We start from the raw sequence: 20,187 nt of genomic DNA, 5'->3' as shown, positions 1-20,187 counted from the left end.
GGTTTCCCTGTACTTAGCCGCTGAACGGCCGCTAGCCTCGCCGTTTCACTTGGGTACGGATGGCTTTGGGGCGGAAACACGAAAGTGCCTTCCTGACCTGGAACGATGAACCTTGCTGAGGGGTTCTGTCGGTCCAGGCGGAGGGCACTTTCTACGTGCAGGGTATCGGGTTGCGTCCCAAGATCTGTGTCAGTGCCGATGGCTCGGGGGTGGTCGGGCATGCCGGGGCACGGCTGCTGGCGGATCTTGCCGATGCCACCGGGCTGACCGCCGCGTACTCCGCCGCTCTCAGGCCGCTTCGGCCGCGCGGGACCGGACATGATCCGGGCCGGATCGCCACCGACCTGGCGGTGATGCTCGCCGACGGCGGCGAGGCCATCGCGGACCTCGCCGTGCTGCGGGACCAGGCCGAGGTGTTCGGCCCGGTCGCCTCGACACCGACGGCCTGGCGGTTGCTCGCCGACACCGACGAGGCTGCACTCGCTTCGCTGCGAGCGGCCCGCGCCTCGGCTCGGGAAGTCGCCTGGCTGCAGGCCGCCGAGACCGGTGAAGGCATCCCCACTGCCCGGGCCGGCGGACGAGAACTTCCCGGCCTGGTCCTGGACCTCGACGCCACGCTGGTCACCTGCCACTCCGAGAAAGAGCAGGCCGCACCCACCTACAAGGGCGGCTTCGGCTTCCATCCGCTGCTGTGTTTCCTCGCGAACACCGGCGAGGCCGTGTCGGGGCGGCTGCGGCCCGGCAACTCCGGCGCCAACGCCGCCGCCGACCACATCACGGTGCTCGACCAGGCGCTCGCGCAGATCCCCGACGCCCACCGGCACGGCACCGACATCCTGGTCCGCGCCGACAGCGCCGGATCCGCGAAAGCCTTCCTCGCCCACGTCCGCGACCTGCGGAAACAAGGAATCCGTACTTTCTTCTCGGTTGGATACGCCATCACCGAGCCGGTCCGCCGCGCTGTCCGGACCATGCCCGACCGCCTCTGGCATCCCGCCCTGGACCAGGACGGCACTCTGCGGGATGGCGCAGAGGTCGCCGAGCTGACCGGCATGGTCAGTCTGGACGGCTACCCGGCTGGCACCCGCATCATCGTGCGCCGAGAGCGGCCGCACCCCGGCGCCCAACTGTCCCTGTTCGACCAGGACGAGGGCCTGCGCCATCAGGTGTTCCTCACCGACACCCCATACTCCGGGGGCGGATCCGCCCAGTTCCTGGAGGTCCGCCACCGCAGGCATGCCACCGTCGAAGACCACATCCGGTGCGGAAAGACCACCGGCTTCGGCCGCTTCCCCTCCCGCCACTTCGCCGTCAACGCCGTCTGGCTCGAACTCAGCCTCGCGGCGATCGACCTGCTGGCCTGGACGCGCGTCCTGCTGCTGGACGGGGAGCTGGCCGCTGCCGAGCCGAAGAAGCTCCGCTACCGGCTGCTGCACGTCGCCGCCCGCCTCACCCGCGGCGGCCGACGCCTGCGCTTGCGGATCTCCGCGAACTGGCCCTGGAAAAACGAACTGGCCACGGCCTTCCACCGCCTCGCCGCACTGCCCCGTCCCGCCGGCTGACCAGTACATCCCTGACCGCCGACGACCCGAAGGACCTTGGAGAACCCGACCACCGCGCCGGGTCTCCACCATGTCCGAACACCGAAATCGCCTCGGCCACCCGACAGTTACCCCTCAAGGACGCCTCATCACCGCAACCGAAACGGCGAGGCTAGGGCCGAAATGGCCGTGCACGCCTGGCACGATCGTGACCCGCGGCAGCCAGTGAGACGCGGAGAACGGCGCCGAGCAGCCGTCAGCCGCCGTTACCCCCGATGATCTTTGCTAGGCAATGCTGCCGACCCGAGTAAAAGGCGAAGAGGAGTCAGGCATGGTGAACACGGGAAGGTCGAAGGCGGATGCCGTGAGTGACGCGCAGAACCCCGCCCGGAATTCGGTCATGAGACGTCTCGCGAGCCGCGGATGGGCGGCTGTAGCTGCCCTCGGTATGGTTGTAGGGCTCTCAGTCTTCAATGCGAGCCCCGCGTCCGCCGATTACGTCGGGGTGAACACGCTGCGCAACTGGGAAACCGGGCTCTGCCTGAGCCTCGTTGGCGGATATGTTCACACGGAATCCTGCGACCAGACGAATGATCTCATGCGCTGGGAGCCCATCTTCATCAAAAATGAAGGCTATGACGTAGTCCAGCTGAGGAACGCTGGAACCCACACGTGCCTGAGCGCAGAGGTCAACGGGACGAATGTGAGTCTGGGGCACCCTTCGTGCAGCACCGTCTGCTGGACCTGCGCCATTGCCCAGCTATGGCGCGCTGAGGGGACGGGCTGGGACGTGGTCAGGTTCAGGAGCGTCTCCTCGGGTTGGTATCTGGACAGCAATTACTCAGGAAACGCGTACGCGCATCTAGGCAACGACGGTGGATATCAGAAGTGGAGGTTGGGCTACTGAACTAGCCTGATCCAGGGAGGGGCCGCTTCCCGCGCCCCCTCCCATGGTCATTTTTTGGGGCGCCTCGTCAGCTCGCGAGGAGCGAGTTGATTACTCCAGCGGCATAGGAGTGGCATGCCACGGGCATGAATACGGCGTCAGTGTCGGCCGCACAGGGAAAGGCCGTGTTAGCCAAGTAACCCAAGTTGTTCCAGTAGTTCCACGAGTTCCGCCCCAGCCGTCCTGGATGTACGAGAGATGCTGTCGGACGTTCGACGCCCAGGTGTCGGCAGAGACACCGTTCATGATGTCGTCGTGGCTGACCATGTAGACCACGCAGTCAGCCGGGTAGTTCGGCCCTCCGCTCCAGCCGATCTTCAGCGGGGTGACGTAGTGGCTCGCTGACGCGTTGCGCTTGCCGAAGTTGTTGACCACCATGCCCGTGCTGTTCTCGCCCCAGACACCGCAGACCGCAAGGTCGTAGTCGCGCACCAGCCTGCGGTGCAGCATCAAGATCCCGTAGGCCGGTGCGGCCCTGGTAGATGAGCGCGTTGACGATCTCCCGCATCTCGTACCGACCCTGGTGACCGCTGACCGAGCGGTGTGCGGTCTTCCATGCGGCGATCACCGGCTCGACAAGCGCCCACTGCTCGTCGGACAGGTCGGTCTTGCAGGGCTTGCGCTCGCTCACGGTGTCCAGCCCAGCACGCCCGAGCCCGCCGACCGGCCGGAACACCGTGCTGCCACACGTGCAGGTGACGGCACATCATTTATGCACTTACCTACCGCCCTCTGAGAACGCACGCCCCGAGTCCGCGGGCCACCGCTCGCTCCCGAGCGGGTGTGCTGCAGCTCCGGCGGTGGCCACCGCACCCCCGGGGTTCTCCTCCAGCGAGCACTTGACGCGAGGGTGTAGTGATGACACACACCTGCGGTGGATGAGACGATGCCAACCCTCGCCGTGGGACCCACGGGCTTCTCGTCCGCGGACTGCTTATGGTCGCGCAAGCCTGCCAGCATCTCCTTCCGTTGGTATTCGAGGTCCAGCGGGCGCCGACGACGCCCGGTGGAAAGATCGCACGGCTGGCCGGCCTGCGTCCGGGTGTCACGCGCGAACGTAAGCGTTTGAGACCAGCCATTTGTGCAGGTGGCCTGCCCGGTTTTCGGTGACGCATCACGCGGAGTGCGTGGCGGTTCTGGAGCCTGCGGCCAAGGGCGCCTGACCTCGGGTTCGTGAGCCAGGCGCTTGTATCCATCAGGCGGCGACGAGCTCCTGCTCACGGTCCGGCGCCTTGACCTCGGGCTTCTTGTTCGGCAGCGAGAGCCGGAAGACCTTGCGCCACGCGGAGAACACCTGTTTGGGCAGCGGTCCGGTGACGTACTCCAGCTCGTACTTCTCGAACAGCGCGCGCACCTTCACCGCGACCTCGGCGTACCGGTTGCTCGGCAGGTCCGGGAACAGGTGGTGCTCGATCTGGTGCGACAGGTTGCCGGTCATGAAGTGCATGGCCCTGCTGCCGCTGATGTTCGCCGAGCCCATCATCTGGCGCAGGTACCACTGGCCGCGCGTCTCGTCCTTGATCGACCGGCGCTTGAAGACCTGTACGCCCTCGGGGAAGTGCCCGCACATGATCACGGAGTGGGACCAGATGTTGCGGACCAGGTTCGCGGTGAACGTGGCGGCGAGCGTGGAGAGGAACGACGGTCCCGACAGCAGCGGGTGGATCACGTAGTCCTTGAGCACCTGCTTGCGGATCTTGCGGCCCACGGCCTTGGCCCGCGCGCGGAACTCCGGGTTCTTGCGGCGCCGCTTGCGCAGGTTCTTGCCGAGCTGCAGGTCGTACGCCGCGATGCCGTACTCGAAGAAGCAGGCGTTGATGAAGTTCCACAGCGGCTGACCGAGGTGGAACGGGTGCCACTCCTGGTCCTCGTCGACGCGCATGATGCCGTAGCCGAGGTCGTTGTCCTTGCCGATCACGTTGGTGTACGTGTGATGCAGCTCGTTGTGCGCGTGCTTCCACTGCTCGGACGGCGAGACGTGATCCCACTCCCAAGTGGTGGAGTGGATCTTCGGGTCCCGCATCCAGTCCCACTGGCCGTGCAGGACGTTGTGGCCGATCTCCATGTTGTCCATGATCTTCGCCACGGACAGACCGGCGGTGCCGAGCAGCCACGCCGGCGGGAAGATCGAGAACAGCAGCACGCCCCTGCTGACCAACTCGAGCTTGCGCTGCGCCGAGATGACCCTACGGATGTAGGCGGCGTCTTTCTCCCCGCGGCCGGCGATCACCTCGTCGCGGATCGCGTCCAGCTCGCGGCCTAGCTCCTCAATCTGCTCCGCCGTCAGGTGGGCGGTGGGGTCGATGGCGGTCAAAGTGCTCCTACCGTTCGATGTCGCAAGGGCCCGCCGCGGCGGACACACAGGTCTGGATGAGGACGCCCGGCTCGGCCTCGGTGATCTCGCCGGTGCGCAGGTCGCGGACGGCGCCCGCCTTGAGCGGCGTGACGCAGCCGAAGCAGATGCCCATACGGCACCCGGACGGCATGAGCACGCCGGCCTCCTCGCCGACGTCCAGCAACGGCGTGGCGCCGTCCGAGTCGACGGTCTTGCCGGTGGCGCTGAACGTGACCTCGCCGCCGCCGCCATCGCCGGCGACGACGATGCCGGGGCGGAAGCGTTCGGTGTGCAGGCGCTCTTGGACGCCGTGTTCGCTCCAGTGCTCTTCGGCGGCGTCGAGCAGGCCCGCGGGTCCGCAGGCCCAGGTCTCGCGCTCGGCCCAGTCGGGCACGAGTTCGTCGAGGCGGGCGATGTCGAGCATGCCGTCCGTGTCGGTGTGCACCTCGATGAGCCGCAGCTTCTCGTCCGCGACCAGGTCGTGCAGTTCGTTTCGGAAGATCACGTCCTGCGCCCGTGGCGCGCAGTGGACCAGGACGACGTCGTCGAACTCGGTGTCGCGCAGCATGCCCATCACGGGTGTGATGCCGCTGCCGGCCGTCAGGTAGAGCACCTTGGCGGGCTTGGCCGGCGGCAGCACGAAGTCACCGGTCGCCTGGTCGAGCTGGATCAGCGTGCCCGGTTTCGCCCTGCGGACCAGGTGGTTGCTGACCTTGCCGTCCGGGATCGCCTTCACGGTGATCGTGACGCGGCCGTCCTGGCGGTTCGTCGGCGAGGTGATGGAGTAGGCACGCCACAGGCGTACGCCGTCGACGTCGACCCCGATCCGCACGTACTGACCGGCTGTGTGGCCGCGCCAGCCCCGTCCCGGCCTGATCACGACAGTCGCGGCGTAATCCGTCTCGGGGTGCACGGCCTCGATGCGCCCCCGCAGGTCGGCGCCCGCACGCAGGGGGCTGACCAGGTCGAGGTAGTCCGACGGCAGCAGCGGCGTCGTGACCATCTCCAGCAGTTTCCACGCCCTGCTGCGAAGGGCTGCACTCGTCATGACTCCAGCTTGCTGCGTCTCAGGGCGTAAAGTCCTGACCGTAGGACGTGAATCTGGTGGGTGGAATTGTTCGCAGGGAATAAAAACGTGAGTCGTGTAACCCAGAGGGCCAGCGAACTGGCCCTGGATGAGACGACGGTCACCGCACTGAGGGCCGCACTGAAGACCACCGCCGACGAGGTGGTCCAGGCGATCATCGACGAGGTCCCTCCCTACGCCAACGCCCTGTCGGGCAGCATGGGCGGCACCATCCGCCGAGCTGTTCGCACCGCCCTCGGGCACTACCTGGACCTCGCGAGCGGGAACGCCACGGGCGGCGACGGCGGTGACGCGGCCTACGAGCTGGGCCGCGGCGAGGTGCGCGACGGCCGTTCGATGGACGCCCTGCTCAGCGCCTACCGCGTCGGCGCCCGCGTGGCCTGGCGATGCCTGGCAGCGGGTGCCGTACCCGCAGGTCTGCCCGCCGCCGAGGTCGCCAAGTTCGCCGAGCTGACCTTCGCCTACATCGACGAGCTCTCCGCCGCGAGCGCCGCGGGCCACGCCGACGAACTGGCCGCCCGGGGCAGGGCCCGCGAGCGCCACCTGGAACACCTCGCCCGCGACCTCCTCGCCGGAGCGAGCCCGGACATGCTGCTGGCCTCTGCTCAACGGGCCGGATGGCAGCCCCCGGTTACGCTGACGGCGATCCTGCTGCCCGCCGCCCAGGCCCGGCCCGCCTACCGCACACTCGACCCGAGCACCCTCGTCCTCGACGATCTGCCGGACGCCACCGGTGTGCTGCTCGTCCCCGATGCCGACCGGTCACATCTCTTGCGGCAGCTGACCGACCGCACCGCCGTGGTCGGCCCGGCCCGGCCATGGACTCGTGCGTCATCCTCGTACGCACGAGCCGCACGCGCGCGCTCCCTCTCCTGTGATATCCACGACACCGAGGACCACCTGCCCGAGCTGGTGCTGAGCGCCGACGTGGACGCGTTCGCTGACCTGCGTGCCCGAGCCCTCGCACCGTTGCGCGCCTTGCCTGTCGCGACCGCACGGCGGCTGGAGGAGACGTTGCGGGCGTGGCTGCTGCACCAGGGCAGGCGGGACGAGGTGGCGGCGGCGTTGTTCGTCCATCCCCAGACAGTCCGGTACCGGATGTCGCAGCTGCGGGAGCTGTTTCCGGATCTCGCATCGCCACACCGGGTCCTTGAGCTGACGCTGGCGGTCGGTCTTCGGGCCAGTTGACGCGTACTTCGACCGTCCACGAATTCCCGGCGGATCCCGGCATCGTGCTCGGCGTCCACCTGGACGTCGTCGGCTGACAGGCAGCGTTCCACCACGAGTCGCCCAGCTGCCGTTCCATCAGGCCCGCGGCGGACTGTCGGCAGGACAACGCGTTCAACGGTGGCCGCTGCCCCAGCTGATCCATTCCTCGGCTTCGGTTCTGGCCTCAACTGTTCTGGTGGCCCCACTGCGGCCCGACCAGGGTCCATTCGCTGGCCCACTGCCGGATGCGCCGACGGTCGAGGTACCACCGCCCGGCGCTCCCGATCCCGAACACCACGCCGCTCAGGGCGAGGGCGGCGGAGAAGCCGAAGAGTCCCGCCTCGACGGCCGCCTTGGTGGGCGTCGGTGGCTGTGTAGTCAGCTTCCCTTGGGCGTCGATCCAGATCCTGACCGTGGAGCCGGCCTTCCTCCCGGTGGTCAGCAGGGTCATGCCGCTGTGCGTGGCGCCGTCGGAGGTCGTCCAGCGGACCTTTGTCGAGGCCAGGTCCCTGCCGATCGCCGTCGCGGTACGCGGGACATCATCGAGGACAACAGCGGGAACGGCGATCCGTTCGGTCCGTTGCTGGGCGAAGACCTGGTCGGTTGCATGGGCCGTCACCAAACCGGCCACCGTGCCGCCCACCGCGATGAGCACCCATATGGCCAGCACGAGCCATGCCTCGAGGACGTCGTCGCGTCGCCGGATCGGATTACTCCGCCACCGCCACAGCGGCACCTTCGTCCGCCTGCGCTTCCTGTTTGCGCGCCTGTCCTCATGCATCTCTCCGTACCTCCTCGTCGTCACACACACGAAGGTGACAGCCGCAGCCGTCCCATGGCATGGGCCGATCAGGCGGAAGCGGAGGGCCCATCGGGCCAAGCCCATGCTGAAGCAGGACCGTTCGGCCCAGAACACGCACGGGTCGTCGATCCGCTGTTCTCTGCCCGTGTGCAGTGGTCGGGTGTGCCCTGAACGGGCCTGGCAAGGGGACCATCGGCCCCTCACCCTTGCGCAGCGGCGCCCTCACGCTCGTAGGACACGTGCAACTGTCCGACTACGTACGGGAGGAGGCCATCATGCGAACCGTGCCCCTTGACGCCGCGACCCTGGAATCCTGCATCTCGGCCGCCGTGGCCGCGCCCTCGATCTACAACACCCAGCCATGGCGCTTCCGGCTCGACCCGGAGACCGTCGCGCTGGAGGTCTGCGCCGCACCCGAGCGCGGCCTGCGCCACGTCGATCCGGTCGGCCGAGCCCTGCACCTGTCTGTCGGTGCCGCTGTCTTCAACCTCCGCGTCGCGACAGCCCACTTCGGCTGGGCACCCGTCGTACGCCTGCTGCCGGATCCCGAGGACCCGGGCGTGCTGGCCAGCCTCCGACTGTCCGGAACGGCCCAGCGGCACACCGCGGGGCACCGTCCCGACCTCTACCCGGTGATCTGGCGTAGGCACAGCAGCAGGTTCCCCTTCTCCGGCAGGCCGCTCCCGCCCGGCATTCGCACCGAACTCGCCGACGCCGCTCAAACGGAAGGCGCCTCCCTGACCTTTCCCGGGGCCGACGAAACGGCTCGGCTCCTGCGCGTGGTCATGGCGGCTGAGCACCGCAACCGCACCGACCCCGACCGGGCGGTGGAGAGCCGCCGATGGGTGCACCGGGACCGGGACGACTCTGCCGACGTCGGCATTCCCCAAGCGGCATTGGGACCGCAGGACGCGCACGAGCAGCTCCCCATGCGTGACTTCACCGCGGAACGCCACCCTGAGCGGCTCCCCGCCCAGCCCTTCGAGTCCCTGCCTGTGGTGGCCCTGCTGACCACCGGGCACGACCGTCGCAGTGACTGGCTGCGCGCCGGGCAGGCGCTGGAGCACGTCCTGCTGGTGGCCACGGCGCACGGTGTGCGTGCCTCCCTGCTGCACCAGTCGATGGAGTGGCCCGACCTGCGCCGCGACCTGAGCCCCGTACCGGACCTCATCGGCCATGCGCAGATGCTGATCCGCCTCGGTTACGGCCCGGAGGGCCCGGCCACTCCGCGACGTGCATCAGATCAGGTGGGATGACGCTCAACGACCGGGCCGCCCGAGTCGCCTACGGTCCAGTCAGCCCGCGCCGCTCAGGATCCGGCCGGGCGCCGCACTCAGCGCCTCGGGCAGGCGACCGAAGATCTCGAACACGCCATCCAGTCCCGCACCGCTCAGTACGCGAAGGAACCGGCCGCTGTCCGTGATCAGACGTAGCCGGCCGTGCCGTTCCATGACCCTGTTCCGCGCCCGGCACAGCATCCCCAGTCCGGCGCAGTCGATGAAGGACACGGCGCGAAGGTCCACCACGAGGTCGGGGAGGACGACCGCCGTCAGATCGTCCAGGCGCGCCCCAAGGGACGGTGCCGTGAGGATGTCGATCTCGCCGCGCAGCTCCACGACGGTCGTCCCGTCGGCGGCACGCTCGGTGTGGCGGGGTGCGGAGGTGACGAGGGTTTCGGCCATGGTCCGAGGAAACCCGGGCCTATAGGCGCGCCGGAAGGGCCGTACGGCCCCCCTTCGCCGCCGCGTTTCCTCGGGCCGCTCTCTGGTCCGTGCGGGACCCGTGGCCCTCACCCGAGGCCGCTCGCGGGCTCAGCATGGACTGTGACCCCTCCACCGGGCGAAAAGGCGGGCTGACTCATGTACCCGAACGATGGTTTCCGCGAACTCGGTCGTCACGAGTGCCTGCGCCTGCTGGCGACGGCTCCCGTCGGCCGCATCGTCTACACACGCCAGGCGCTGCCCGCGGTCGTGCCGGTCGGCTTCGGCCTGGACACCGACGGAGCGGTACTGCTGCGCACCTCAGCCACCTCCGAGCTGGCCCGCGCGGTCGACAGCGCGGTCGTCGCCTTCGAGGCGGATGCGGCCCACGTGGACACACACTCCGGCTGGAGCGTCGTCGTCACCGGCCGCGCCGAGATCGTGAGGGATCCGCCCGAGGCGGCCCGCCTGGAGAGGATCGGTCCGCGCTCCTGGGCTCCCTCACCCGAGGAGGTCTTCGTGCGCATCGAGCCTGAACTGGTTACCGGCCGTGAACTCGCCGCCGGCCGCACGATGTACGGCCTGCACCTCTCCGCCTGACCGCGGGGCACCACGTGCCCGCGACTCGGACCGAAGGGCCCAACGGTGCGGGGCCGGACGGCGCGGCGACGGGTTCCGCAGACCCTGCCCCGCCCCGGGGCGCGTGCGGAGCATCATCAGTGGAGCCGCGCCGGCACGCCGGCCGTCGGGGGTGTTGCCGGTGTGCTTGTCCGCCGTGGACGGCCTCGGCGCCTTCCTGGCCGGGCTGGGCAACGTCGACCGGGTGGACGTCCTGCCCTCCACACACTCGGTGCCCACAAGTACGACGCCCTGGGCATCGACTTCCCGCTGCGCGACACCCCCGGGCCCGACCCGGAGCCTGCGGAACGGGTGCGTGAACAGTTCCGGGAGCACGGACTGCGGGCGTTGTGAGCCGGCAGATCTCCGTCGCACGTGCACTCCGGGGTGGGCCAACTGGCCCGTGCACAGGGACCTGAGACCTCTCCATTCCCAAGCACCCGGCCTCAAGACTGAGTTCGTGCCCTTGAAGGAGGCCGAGATGTCCCGCACCATCACCGCAGCCCTGGACGGATCCCCGCAGAGCCTGACCGCCGCCGAATGGGCGGCCAGGGAAGCCCTGCTCCGCGATGTCCCGCTGCACCTCGTCCACGCCCTGGGGCGGCAGCCGTCCATGTACGCGCCCCCGGGCGGGGTACCCCGGCCGCCCTTGAGCCTGGACGTGCAGAGCAATTGGGCGGACCGCATGCTTCGCGAGGCCGAAGCAGCAATCGCGCGGCACCACCCGGGCCTGCGAGTCACCACCGACCGTCTCACTGAAGAGCCCCTCCCCGCCCTGCTCGCTGCGGCCGAGGAGGCCGACCTGCTGGTGTTGGGCTCTCGCGGCCTGAGCGGCGTAGCCGGGTTCCTGGTCGGGTCCGTCGCCCAAGCGGTCGTGGCCGCCAGCCAACGGCCTGTCGTCCTCGTACGGGGCGGCCTTCGCCCCGAGGACGAACACCAGCCCGGTGCCTTCGGCTCCGGGACGACACCTTTCCGCGACGTCGTCCTGGGTCTCAACTCTGCGACGCCGAACGACACCGTGATCGGATTCGCCTTCGAGGCAGCCTCGCAGCGCGCGGCGAGGCTGCGCGTCGTCCATGGCCGGAGCCCGGACCTGCCCTACTACGACCATGGCGGCGACCTCAACGCCGAACTGCACGACGAGCTCACCGGGGAGATGCACCGGGCCCTGTCCGAGGCGCTGGAGCCCTGGCGGCAAAATTTCCCCGGCGTCGAGGTGACAGAGCAGGCCGTGATCGGCAAGGCAGGCTCCCACCTTGTGGAGGCCTCGCGCGACGCGTCCTTGGTCGTGGTCGGCCGCCGACTACGGCGGACAGCGATCGGCGCTGCGATCGGCCCCGTCACCCATGCGGTGCTGCAGCACGCCACCGCACCGGTCGCGGTGGTCCCCCACGATTGAAAGGCGACCCGGCGGGCACGACCAACTTCGGCCGAACGCGGCGTGAGAACCAGGAGGGTTCTCACGCCGCATGGCTGTGCAGTCGGACAGCGATCAGTCGCCGTCGGACTCGTCGGCGGTGAGCCGCACGCCGGTCACCAGGTCCGGGCGGATGCGTACCGCGTAGTCCATGGCCCGGTGCACCCAGGGGTCGAGCAGTGCCTGGTAACGGGCCAGTTCCTCCGGGTCGGTGTCGATGGTCCCTTCCGGGGACTGATCGGCACTGGTCCGGACTGGCTGGGCGGTCTGGCCGGCACTTCCCCTCGCCGAGGTGAAGGACACCCGTACGCGGGGTAGATGACCGCCTCGCAGCGGAGGATCGTGAAGGCACTACTCACTGGCGCTGTCGGCACGGCCGCCGCGCCACGGAGGCGGAGTGGCCGACCTGCGGGCCTCCTCCCTGCGGTGCAGGACACGGTTCATCTGGCTGCGTAGCCGGTCCTGCAGCCGGTCCGCCAGCTCGTGGCCCGTGGCCTCCTGGGCATGCACGACCACGAGGGCGTTCCCCACGACGAGCTCGGCCCCGGCGGACCAGGGCCGCTCGGCTTGGTGTGCCACCGCCCTGGCGATCCTCACCGCACCGCTCACGGCTGGAACCCCGGGTCGGCCGAGGACCGCGTCGACCTTCTCCCTCAGGTACGCGACGGCTTCCTCGTCCACGTCGCCCTCCACGCGCACCTCTACGGCGCCGGTGCTGGTGACCTGGGTGCCGGTGTCCTTGGCAGTCATGTGCTCCCACTCCTTCTGATCGTTTCGCAGCGGCTCCAGACTTCCGCGAGAAGTGGTCCTGTCCCAGGGCTGTCAGGCCCCAGCAGCGGGGCCATTGGACCTTCACCATAGGAACGGTGTGACTCGGGTGTGCCGGCCCCCGTTCGGCTTCGGCTTCCCAGATCCTCAGAGCCGTGGCCGCGGGACGGGTGGACAACTGGGCCGACTGGCCCCGGCCCTTCGGCCCGGATACGGGAAAGGATCTTTGAACGGAGGGCCGGTTCCGTCCACGAGCGGACATCGGTGCGGAGCGCGGAGCCAGGGAGCAGCTTGGTGACGGCCAGCGAGCAGCCCGGCGCCGGCAACCCGGTGAAGCAGAGCCAGGGCTCGGACCTGGTGTCCGCCGTGCGAACCGTGGCCGGAGGCCAGTCCCTGCTCGATGCCGGCGCCACCATCAAGCTGATGGCCAGGCTTCGCGGCGGCCGGCAGGAGGAACAGCAGCCCGACGGACTGCAAGGCCTGACCGAGCGCCAAGCTCGGCGTCGAGCGCCGTATCCAGGCCGCGGTCATCGCCACCCAGGTCCAGGACCGGCAGCGGCAGGGCGAGCACTGAAACCTGGCCGGTGAGACGGACATGGCGGGTGCCGGGTGCCGGTGGTGGAGGGTCAGCAGGGCCCGGCGAGGATCCCGCTGTTCTGCAAGGAGCTGCTCAGGCCGGGGACAGGTTTCCGCCCCCCTTCGCGGGAGCAGCGGTCGGCTCCGCAGGGCTTTCCGAGCGCGTCAGTTCGAACTCCACGTCGACCACGCCTTCGACGGCCCGGACCAGGCGCGCGGCCACCGGGACCAGGGATGTGTCCCGGGTGTGGCCGATGAGCTGCACGACGCCGTTGCGCACCTCAACATGCACGGCTGACACCGGCGCAGGGAAGAGATACGCCACGACCTCCCGCCTGACCTCCTCGGCGATCTCCTCATCGTCGCGCAGGAATACCTTCAGCAGGTCCGCGCGGCTGACGATGCCCTGCAGCATGCCCACGTCGTCAACGACGGGCAGACGCTTGACCTTGGCGTGCGCCATGGTCCGTGCGGCCTGGGCGAGTGTCGCGTCCGCGCGAACGGTGAGAGCGGGGGAGGTCATGAGGTCCTCCGCGGTGAGCCCGCCGGCCTTGGCCAGGTCGTCGAGGCGGCGCAGCTGTGTGGCCCGGTCGGGGTCGCTGTCGCGGAACTCTTCCTTGGGCAGCAGGTCGGCCTCGGAGACGACGCCGACCACGCGGCCCTCGCCCTCCAGGACGGGCAGGGCACTGACCTCCCAGTCCTGCATGAGCTGCACGATCTCCTTGAAGGCGGCCCGTCGGCCGACGGCGGCGACCGTCTGGGACATGACGTCGCTGACGATGTGCGGGGTGCTGTGCACGGTGACTCCTTCGTCGGATCGGATCTCTCACACGGTGCTTGCGGCGCCGTAGGGGGCGTAGAGGTCCAGCAGCCGGGTCCTGGTGGCGCGGAGGCGGTGGGCCAGTACGTCGCCGGTCCACTGGGTGACGGCCAGGCCGAGTGCCGGATCGTCCTGGCAGAGGGAGCGCACGGCCGTGGCGTCGAACTCGTAGGCCTGTACCGGGGTCGCCGCCGTGGCGCCCAGATGCCACACGTGCGGTGCGAACAGCCAGGACAGTCCTACGAGTTCGTTGTGACCGAGGGTCTCGATGATGGCGCGGCGTCGGCCGGGGACGTGTGTGTCGAGATCGACGGAGCCAGTGCGGATGATCCAGAACCGGTCCGCACGCGCCCCTTCGTCGAAGATGCGCGTCCCCTGCGGGAAGGACACCTCCCGGGCGAGACGCATGAGCCGTTGCCGGTGCTGGATGGGCAGCGCGCGCAGCATGCTCGGGGTGTTCATGGCCGGCCTCCCGGTCGCGGTGTACGAACTGGTCCTTCCAGCGTGTGGCGCGCGCCCCCTGCCGGGGAGGGGCCATCGGGGCCGGAGCGGGGCCGTCCGGCCCCAGTGCAGACGGCAGTGAAGACGGCCGCCGCCCCGGTGTCGGCGAGGGCGGCGGCCGTGGCGCGAGGATCATGCCTCCCCTGCACGAGGCTCGCGCGGAAGCCCTCGCGGCTCCTGGGGGCCTTCGGGAGGACCGCCCCCATCTCGAAACGAGCCGTAAGGTCATGGCACCGTCGGCCGGTTGGCAACGCGCCGGGAGCCCGGCCGTGGTTCCTGCCCTCGATTGTCGGGCTCGGCACGGTGCTGACGATGGGGCTGACCGGGCCACGCGCTGGACCGAACAGCCCATGTCCTGCGACCAGGAGCCCCGGGAAGCGGACGAGCCGGGCTGTGCGGGCCCACCGCAGAGGGACCATCGGGGTCGCGTGTGGGCCGTGTGGCCGCTGACCGTGCGCGGCTGAGGAGCAGAAGGATCAGTTCGCGGATCCACTCACCCGCACCGGACTGCAAGGAGCCACAGCCATGCCCAGAACCACAGGAGACGGAAAGGGGACAGCGCCCACGACGGCGCTCGGCCTTCCCGCCGCCTCCGCGCTAGTGATCGGCAGCATCATCGGCACCGGAGTCTTCGCGCTGCCCTCCGCCCTCGCCCCGTACGGGCCGATCTCTCTCGTCGCGTTCGTCGCCGTGACCCTCGGCGCGCTCGCGCTGGCGCTGACCTTCGGCGCTCTTTCCAAGCGTGTCCCGGCCAGTGGCGGCCCGTACGTCTACGCTCGCGAGGCATTCGGGGAGTTCGCCGGGTTCCTCAACGCCTGGTCGTACTGGATCACGGCATGGGCCGGCAACGCGGCCATCGTCGTCGCCTGGGTCGGCTATGTCGAGGTCTTCGTCAACACCGGGCACGACAAGTGGGTTTCGGTGCTGCTCGCGCTCGTCGGGCTGTGGATTCCCGCCGCGATCAACCTCACCGGCGTCCGCAACATGGGCGCGTTCCAGGTGATCACGACCGTGCTGAAGTTCGTCCCGCTGATCTTCATGGCCACCGTCGGGCTGCTGTTCATCGATTCCCACAACTTCGGCCCGTTCAACGCCAGCGGCCAGTCGGCACTGGGCGCGATCTCGGCCGCGGGCGCCATCGCACTGTTCAGCTACCTCGGTCTGGAAGCGGCCTCCGTCGTCGCCGGCCGGGTCCGCGAGCCGGAGCGCAACGTCCCCCGCGCCACCGTCTACGGCACACTCATCTGCGCCGTCATCTACATCCTCGGCTCCCTCGCCGTCTTCGGCACCGTCTCCCACGGCAAGCTGGGCGGATCCACCGCGCCCTTCACCGACGCGGCGAACAACATCTTCGGCGGCACCTGGGCCGGTGACATCGTCGCCGTCGCGGCGATCATCTCCGGCATCGGCGCCCTCAACGGCTGGACCATGCTGTGCGCGGAGATGCCGTACGCGGCCGCCCGCGACGGCCTCTTCCCGCAGGCCTTCGCCCGGCTGCGCGGCGAGGGCGGCGTCCCGGCCTTCGGCATCGTCGCCTCCACCGTGCTGGCCTCGCTGATCACCGTGTTCAGCTACACGCGCTTCGACAACGTCTTCACCAAGATCGTGCTGCTCAGCGTGCTGACCGCCGTGATCCCCTACCTGTTCTCCGCAGCGGCCCAGCTCTACTGGCTGCTGGTCCGTGGCCGGGAGAACCTCAGCCCCCGCCGGTTCGCCCGTGACGTCACCGTCGCCGGGCTCGCCCTCGCCTTCTCGTACTGGTCGATCCAGGGAAGCGGCTACCAGACCGTCTACTACGGCTTGTTCGTCCTGCTGCTCGGCATCCCCGTCTACGTGTGGCTGAAGCGGGGACAGGACACCTTCGGCGAAACCACGCAGCTGCGGACGACAGCCATCCCGGTCCAGCAGGAGCGGGCACCTGAAACGCCCACGCCGCCCCAGCGGCTCTCCCGCGGGATCCGTACTCGCCGCATCGGCGGACCCGGGAAGCGGAACGACCTCCACCCCCACGACTGACCGCCCCGAGCCAGAGGAACCTCTGCGATGAACACCTTCCATGTCGACTCCGAGGCCGGCCCGCTGCGCCAGGTGATCCTGCACCGCCCCGGCCTCGAACTCTCCCGCCTCACCCCGCGCAACGTCGACGCCCTGCTCTTCGACGACATCCTGTGGGCAAAGCGCGCCCGCGAGGAGCACGACGCCTTCGCCCAGGTCCTGCGCGACCACGGCGCCCGCGTCCACTACTTCGCCGACCTGCTGGCGCGGACCCTCGACATCGCCGAGGCCCGCGACTGGCTCCTGGACCGGGTCATCACTCCCGGCACCGTGGGCCCGGCCCTCATCGACCCGGTGCGCGCACTGTGCGCCGAACTCGACGGGGAGACGCTCGCCGGATACCTGATCGGCGGCCTCCTCAAGAGCGACCTGCCGCTCGCCACGCCGCACAGCCTGGTGTGGAACGCCCTCGGCACCGACGACTTCGCGCTCGCCCCGCTGCCCAACCACCTCTTCCCCCGCGACAACTCCTGCTGGATCTACGACCAGGTGTCGGTCAACCCGATGGCCAAGCCAGCCCGGCGGCGCGAGAGCCTGCACGCCGAGGCCATCTACCGGTTCCACCCGATGTTCGCCGGCGTCGCGCCCGCCCCCCTGCTCGAGGGGCCCGTCGGCACCCTGGAAGGCGGGGACGTCCACGTCCTCGGCAACGGCGCCGTCATGGTCGGCCTTGGCGAGCGCACCACCGCCCAGGCCGTGGAGAACCTGGCCGCCCGGCTCTTCGCGGCCGGTACGGCGAGCCGGCTGATCGCCGTCCAACTGCCCGCGACCCGTGCGTACATGCACCTGGACACCGTGCTGACCATGGTCGACCGCGATGCGTTCGTCATCTATCCCGGCCTCGCGGATTCCCTGCGCTCGTGGACGCTGAGGCCCAGTGACAGTCGCGAGACGGGGTTCGACGTCACCGCGAACTCCGATCTCGCGACCGTGCTCGCCGAGGCTCTCGGCCTGGACAAGGTCCGGATGCTGTCCGCCCCCCAGGACATCCGCAACGCCGAGCGCGAGCAGTGGGACGACGGCAGCAACTTCCTCGCCCTCGCACCCGGTGTGGTCGTCGGCTACGAGCGCAACGTCACCACCAACACCTATCTACGCAAACAGGGCATCGAGATCGTCACGATCGCCGGTGCCGAACTCGGCCGCGGCCGGGGCGGCCCCCGCTGCATGAGCTGCCCCGTCGAACGCGACCCGGTCGCCTGAGCCCCCAAGGACCACTACCATGACCATCGACCTGCGAGGCCGCTCCTACCTGAGCGAACTCGACTTCACCGCGGCCGAGATCCACCACCTTCTCGATCGCGCTGCCGACCTCAAAGCAGCCAAGCGAATCGGCACCGAACGACCGCGGCTCACTGGCAGGCACATCGCCCTGCTCTTCGAGAAGACCTCCACCCGCACCCGCTGCGCCTTCGAGGTCGCCGCCGCCGATCAGGGCGCGACGACGACCTACCTCGGCCCCGGCGACACCCACGTCGGCCACAAGGAGTCCGTCGCCGACACCGCCCGCGTGCTCGGCCGGATGTTCGACGGCATCGAATACCGGGGCTCCGCCCAGTCGATCGTCACCGAACTCGCCGCCCACGCCGGCATCCCCGTCTACAACGGACTGACCGACACCGCCCACCCCACCCAGAGCCTGTGCGACATGCTCACTATGCACGAGCACAGCACCAAGCCGCTGCCGGACATCAGTTACTGCTACCTCGGCGATGCCCGCAACAACATGGGCAACTCCCTGCTCTCGATGGGCGCGCTGCTCGGCATGGACGTACGGATCGCCGCACCGAAGGCGCTGTGGCCCGAGCCCGCGCTGGTCGCCACGTGCCGTTCCCTCGCCGAACGCAGCGGAGCCCGGATCACCCTCACCGAGGACGTGGAAACCGCCGTACGCGGCGCCGACTTCCTGCACACCGACGTCTGGGTCTCCATGGGAGAACCAGCCGACACGTGGCGGGAGCGGATCGAGCTGCTGCTCCCGTACCAGGTCAACGACAAGACGCTCGCCCTCACCGGCAACCCGGACGTGAAGTTCATGCACTGCCTGCCCTCCCTGCACGACCGCCGCACCCAGCTCGGCCAGGAGCTGTTCGAGGACTACGGCCTGGACGGCCTCGAAGTCACCGACGAGGTCTTCTCCTCGCCCGCCTCGATCGTCTTCGACCAGGCGGAGAACCGCCTGCACACCATCAAGGCCGTACTCGTCGCCACCTTGGAGGACTGAAGCCATGCGCATCGTCGTCGCCCTCGGCGGCAACGCCCTGCTGCACCGGGGCGAACGCCCCGACGCGGCTGTCCAGCAGGCCAACATCGACCGGGTTGCCACCTCCCTCGCAGCCCTGGCACAGGAACACGAGCTGGTCATCACCCACGGCAACGGCCCGCAGATCGGCCTGCTCGCCATGGAGAGCGCGGCCGATCCCGCCCTCAGCGCCCCCTACCCGCTGGATCTGCTCGGCGCCCAGACCGAGGGCATGATCGGCTCCCTGCTGGCGCGCACTCTCCACAACGCGCTCCCCGGTCGTCGTATCGCCGCCCTCATCACCCACACCTTCGTCCGGGTCGACGATCCCGCCTTCGAGCGGCCCACGAAGTTCGTCGGCCAGGTGTACTCCGCGTCGATGGCCAAGGCACTGGCGCGCAAGCTGGGCTGGCACATCGCCCGGGACACCACCGGCTGGCGCCGCGTCGTCGCCTCCCCATCGCCCGAACGGATCCTGGAGACGGACACCATCCACGAACTGCTCACGGACGGCACGCTGGTCGTGTGCGCCGGCGGCGGGGGCGTTCCCGTCACCGCCGACTGCGACACGGGCGCGCTGAGCGGCGTGGAGGCCGTCGTCGACAAGGACCTCACCGCGGCCCTGCTCGCCGAGGACCTGAAGGCGGACTTCCTGCTCATCCTCACCGACGTCCCCTGCGTCTACGACCGCTACGGCACCCCGGATCAGCGGGCGGTCCTCGACGCCACCCCCGGCGACCTGCGTGGCCGCGGGTTCCCGGACGGCTCGATGGGACCGAAGACGGAGGCTGCGGCACGGTTCGTGGAGCGCACCGGAGGACTGGCGGCGATCGGTGCCCTGGACGCGGCCTACGAGATCGTCCACGGCACGTCGGGCACACTGATCCGGCCGGATCTCACTGTCGGCTGATGCCGTGGGCGTGGCACCCGGCCGGGGAACGCCACCCGGGCCGGGCGACTACCGCCCGCCGCACCAGGCGCGGTACCCCGCCACCGCGGTCGGCAGCGTCGGAAGGATGAGCTCCCTCCCGACCGAGTCCGCCAGACCGTACGCCTGCAGATCGTTCAGCAGTACCTGCTTGACCCGGGCCAGGGCGAACACGATTCCCATGAGGGTCTCGGCGGTGCCGGGCGTGCCGCGCCGCGAGGGTCACGAGCCGCCGGATTCACCTGGCCGTGTGAGATTTCGTGAGACGTGAGAGGGTCTGGGGCGTGAGTGAGACACCCCCGAACACCCTGCAATACCGCTTCGACGGGCCAGAAGACGCTCCGGTCCTGATCCTGGGTCCCTCACTGGGTACCACATGGCACATGTGGTAGAAACCGTCCACGGGCGTCCAGTTGGTCCAGGGGAAACACGTAAGTCCAGGTCAGAGCCTTGTGGCGTGAGTGTGTCCGCGGGGTTGGTGACACGCCTGTGATTGCTCGTGACATGTGAGGGCCCGCGTCGGCTTGCTCCGGCGGGGGGGGGCGGGGCCCCCCCCCCCCCGCCAAGAAAGGGAGAGCAAACCACATAAAACCACACAACAAGAATGTGATGTAGTATTAGCTGGTGGGGTGGGATATTTGT

19 protein-coding genes and 4 pseudogenes are annotated in these 20,187 nt (G+C 69.3%); 12 read left to right on the top strand and 11 right to left on the bottom strand.

Annotation, left to right across the window (positions count from 1 at the left end):
- The first annotated feature begins 155 nt into the window (after positions 1–155).
- Together AB0M11_RS35090 and AB0M11_RS35085 are read left to right on the top strand one after the other, a co-directional pair.
- Complete coding sequence (locus AB0M11_RS35090) at positions 156–1,562, top strand: IS1380 family transposase (protein ID WP_365712198.1); 1,407 nt, start codon at positions 156–158, stop codon at positions 1,560–1,562.
- Between the two features lie 310 nt (positions 1,563–1,872).
- Entirely contained in the window at positions 1,873–2,448 is a 576-nt protein-coding gene (locus AB0M11_RS35085; protein ID WP_365712197.1) for an RICIN domain-containing protein, read from the top strand.
- 90 nt (positions 2,449–2,538) lie between these two features.
- Here AB0M11_RS35085 and AB0M11_RS35080 read toward each other — a convergent pair whose 3' ends face one another.
- The 4 genes and pseudogenes from AB0M11_RS35080 to AB0M11_RS35065 form a co-directional block, all read right to left on the bottom strand.
- Positions 2,539–2,919, bottom strand: coding sequence for a hypothetical protein (locus AB0M11_RS35080; protein WP_365712209.1), 381 nt, complete (start codon positions 2,917–2,919; stop codon positions 2,539–2,541).
- Positions 2,920–2,944: 25 nt separating this feature from the next.
- Positions 2,945–3,118, bottom strand: a pseudogene (locus tag AB0M11_RS35075) (transposase); the annotation flags it as partial.
- Positions 3,119–3,682: 564 nt separating this feature from the next.
- The gene (locus AB0M11_RS35070; RefSeq protein ID WP_365712196.1) at positions 3,683–4,801 is read right to left on the bottom strand and encodes an acyl-CoA desaturase; all 1,119 of its coding nucleotides are present in this window, start codon (positions 4,799–4,801) and stop codon (positions 3,683–3,685) included.
- 7 nt (positions 4,802–4,808) lie between these two features.
- Positions 4,809–5,870, bottom strand: coding sequence for a ferredoxin reductase (locus AB0M11_RS35065; RefSeq protein WP_365712195.1), 1,062 nt, complete (start codon positions 5,868–5,870; stop codon positions 4,809–4,811).
- Between the two features lie 87 nt (positions 5,871–5,957).
- Here AB0M11_RS35065 and AB0M11_RS35060 point away from each other — a divergent pair, with 87 nt between their 5' ends.
- Positions 5,958–7,097, top strand: coding sequence for a helix-turn-helix domain-containing protein (locus tag AB0M11_RS35060; RefSeq protein WP_365712194.1), 1,140 nt, complete (start codon positions 5,958–5,960; stop codon positions 7,095–7,097).
- A 205-nt stretch (positions 7,098–7,302) separates the two neighbouring features.
- Here AB0M11_RS35060 and AB0M11_RS35055 read toward each other — a convergent pair whose 3' ends face one another.
- Entirely contained in the window at positions 7,303–7,899 is a 597-nt protein-coding gene (locus AB0M11_RS35055) for a hypothetical protein (RefSeq protein ID WP_365712193.1), read from the bottom strand.
- A gap of 296 nt (positions 7,900–8,195) precedes the next feature.
- Here AB0M11_RS35055 and AB0M11_RS35050 point away from each other — a divergent pair, with 296 nt between their 5' ends.
- Entirely contained in the window at positions 8,196–9,176 is a 981-nt protein-coding gene (locus AB0M11_RS35050) for a hypothetical protein (RefSeq protein ID WP_365712192.1), read from the top strand.
- Positions 9,177–9,215: 39 nt separating this feature from the next.
- Here the strand turns inward: AB0M11_RS35050 and AB0M11_RS35045 are convergent, their stop codons facing one another.
- Positions 9,216–9,602, bottom strand: a complete 387-nt coding sequence (locus AB0M11_RS35045) for an STAS domain-containing protein (protein WP_365712191.1) — start codon at positions 9,600–9,602, stop codon at positions 9,216–9,218.
- Between the two features lie 177 nt (positions 9,603–9,779).
- Between AB0M11_RS35045 and AB0M11_RS35040 the strand changes: the two genes are divergently transcribed.
- The 3 genes and pseudogenes from AB0M11_RS35040 (at position 9,780) to AB0M11_RS35030 (ending at position 11,637) form a co-directional block, all read left to right on the top strand.
- Entirely contained in the window at positions 9,780–10,220 is a 441-nt protein-coding gene (locus tag AB0M11_RS35040) for a pyridoxamine 5'-phosphate oxidase family protein (protein WP_365712190.1), read from the top strand.
- Positions 10,221–10,389: 169 nt separating this feature from the next.
- Positions 10,390–10,592: pseudogene (locus AB0M11_RS35035) on the top strand (pyruvate formate-lyase 1-activating enzyme); the annotation flags it as partial.
- A 127-nt stretch (positions 10,593–10,719) separates the two neighbouring features.
- Positions 10,720–11,637 carry a universal stress protein gene (locus tag AB0M11_RS35030; protein ID WP_365712189.1) on the top strand — a complete coding sequence of 306 codons (918 nt, stop codon included), beginning with the start codon at positions 10,720–10,722 and terminating at the stop codon, positions 11,635–11,637.
- Between the two features lie 93 nt (positions 11,638–11,730).
- On the opposite strand, the pseudogene AB0M11_RS35025 reads toward AB0M11_RS35030, so the two are convergent.
- Both AB0M11_RS35025 and AB0M11_RS35020 read right to left on the bottom strand, forming a co-directional pair.
- Positions 11,731–11,874: pseudogene (locus tag AB0M11_RS35025) on the bottom strand (pyridoxamine 5'-phosphate oxidase family protein); the annotation flags it as partial.
- Between the two features lie 132 nt (positions 11,875–12,006).
- Positions 12,007–12,405 carry a hypothetical protein gene (locus tag AB0M11_RS35020; RefSeq protein WP_365712188.1) on the bottom strand — a complete coding sequence of 133 codons (399 nt, stop codon included), beginning with the start codon at positions 12,403–12,405 and terminating at the stop codon, positions 12,007–12,009.
- A 336-nt stretch (positions 12,406–12,741) separates the two neighbouring features.
- Here AB0M11_RS35020 and AB0M11_RS35015 point away from each other — a divergent pair.
- Positions 12,742–12,997, top strand: a pseudogene (locus AB0M11_RS35015) (DNA-binding response regulator); the annotation flags it as partial.
- A 96-nt stretch (positions 12,998–13,093) separates the two neighbouring features.
- Here AB0M11_RS35015 and AB0M11_RS35010 read toward each other — a convergent pair.
- Positions 13,094–13,798, bottom strand: a complete 705-nt coding sequence (locus AB0M11_RS35010; protein WP_365712187.1) for a CBS domain-containing protein — start codon at positions 13,796–13,798, stop codon at positions 13,094–13,096.
- Positions 13,799–13,825: 27 nt separating this feature from the next.
- Positions 13,826–14,281, bottom strand: a complete 456-nt coding sequence (locus AB0M11_RS35005) for a cyclic nucleotide-binding domain-containing protein (protein ID WP_365712186.1) — start codon at positions 14,279–14,281, stop codon at positions 13,826–13,828.
- A 639-nt stretch (positions 14,282–14,920) separates the two neighbouring features.
- On the opposite strand from AB0M11_RS35005, the gene AB0M11_RS35000 reads away from it, so the two are divergent.
- From AB0M11_RS35000 to AB0M11_RS34985, 4 genes are read left to right on the top strand one after another with little or no spacing between them, the layout of a single operon-like run.
- The gene (locus AB0M11_RS35000; protein ID WP_365712207.1) at positions 14,921–16,336 is read left to right on the top strand and encodes an amino acid permease; all 1,416 of its coding nucleotides are present in this window, start codon (positions 14,921–14,923) and stop codon (positions 16,334–16,336) included.
- 27 nt (positions 16,337–16,363) lie between these two features.
- Positions 16,364–17,578: an arginine deiminase gene (locus AB0M11_RS34995; protein WP_365712184.1), complete on the top strand. Its 1,215-nt coding sequence runs from the start codon at positions 16,364–16,366 to the stop codon at positions 17,576–17,578.
- A gap of 19 nt (positions 17,579–17,597) precedes the next feature.
- Positions 17,598–18,599: an ornithine carbamoyltransferase gene (gene argF, locus AB0M11_RS34990; RefSeq protein ID WP_365712183.1), complete on the top strand. Its 1,002-nt coding sequence runs from the start codon at positions 17,598–17,600 to the stop codon at positions 18,597–18,599.
- A 4-nt stretch (positions 18,600–18,603) separates the two neighbouring features.
- On the top strand, positions 18,604–19,527 hold the full coding sequence (locus AB0M11_RS34985; protein WP_365712182.1) for a carbamate kinase: 924 nt from the start codon (positions 18,604–18,606) through the stop codon (positions 19,525–19,527).
- Positions 19,528–19,575: 48 nt separating this feature from the next.
- On the opposite strand, the gene AB0M11_RS34980 is transcribed toward AB0M11_RS34985, so the two are convergent.
- Positions 19,576–19,728 (bottom strand): hypothetical protein, encoded by a 153-nt coding sequence (locus AB0M11_RS34980; protein ID WP_365712208.1) that lies wholly within the window; start codon positions 19,726–19,728, stop codon positions 19,576–19,578.
- Positions 19,729–20,187 lie beyond the last annotated feature (459 nt).

This window comes from Streptomyces sp. NPDC051987 (assembly GCF_040680735.1).
Lineage (GTDB): Bacteria > Actinomycetota > Actinomycetes > Streptomycetales > Streptomycetaceae > Streptomyces.
Note: the sequence above shows the minus strand (reverse complement) of the source record. Positions and strands in the feature narration are given on the sequence as shown.

Coding starts and splice junctions, on each gene's coding strand:
- AB0M11_RS35085 (WP_365712197.1), top strand. CDS start 1,873: ATGGTGAACACGGGAAGGTCGAAGGCGGATGCCGTGAGTGACGCGCAG.
- AB0M11_RS35065 (WP_365712195.1), bottom strand. CDS start 5,870: ATGACGAGTGCAGCCCTTCGCAGCAGGGCGTGGAAACTGCTGGAGATG.
- AB0M11_RS35055 (WP_365712193.1), bottom strand. CDS start 7,899: ATGCATGAGGACAGGCGCGCAAACAGGAAGCGCAGGCGGACGAAGGTG.
- AB0M11_RS35050 (WP_365712192.1), top strand. CDS start 8,196: ATGCGAACCGTGCCCCTTGACGCCGCGACCCTGGAATCCTGCATCTCG.
- AB0M11_RS35045 (WP_365712191.1), bottom strand. CDS start 9,602: ATGGCCGAAACCCTCGTCACCTCCGCACCCCGCCACACCGAGCGTGCC.
- AB0M11_RS35040 (WP_365712190.1), top strand. CDS start 9,780: ATGTACCCGAACGATGGTTTCCGCGAACTCGGTCGTCACGAGTGCCTG.
- AB0M11_RS35030 (WP_365712189.1), top strand. CDS start 10,720: ATGTCCCGCACCATCACCGCAGCCCTGGACGGATCCCCGCAGAGCCTG.
- AB0M11_RS35020 (WP_365712188.1), bottom strand. CDS start 12,405: ATGACTGCCAAGGACACCGGCACCCAGGTCACCAGCACCGGCGCCGTA.
- AB0M11_RS35005 (WP_365712186.1), bottom strand. CDS start 14,281: ATGAACACCCCGAGCATGCTGCGCGCGCTGCCCATCCAGCACCGGCAA.
- AB0M11_RS34995 (WP_365712184.1), top strand. CDS start 16,364: ATGAACACCTTCCATGTCGACTCCGAGGCCGGCCCGCTGCGCCAGGTG.
- argF (WP_365712183.1), top strand. CDS start 17,598: ATGACCATCGACCTGCGAGGCCGCTCCTACCTGAGCGAACTCGACTTC.
- AB0M11_RS34985 (WP_365712182.1), top strand. CDS start 18,604: ATGCGCATCGTCGTCGCCCTCGGCGGCAACGCCCTGCTGCACCGGGGC.
- AB0M11_RS34980 (WP_365712208.1), bottom strand. CDS start 19,728: ATGGGAATCGTGTTCGCCCTGGCCCGGGTCAAGCAGGTACTGCTGAAC.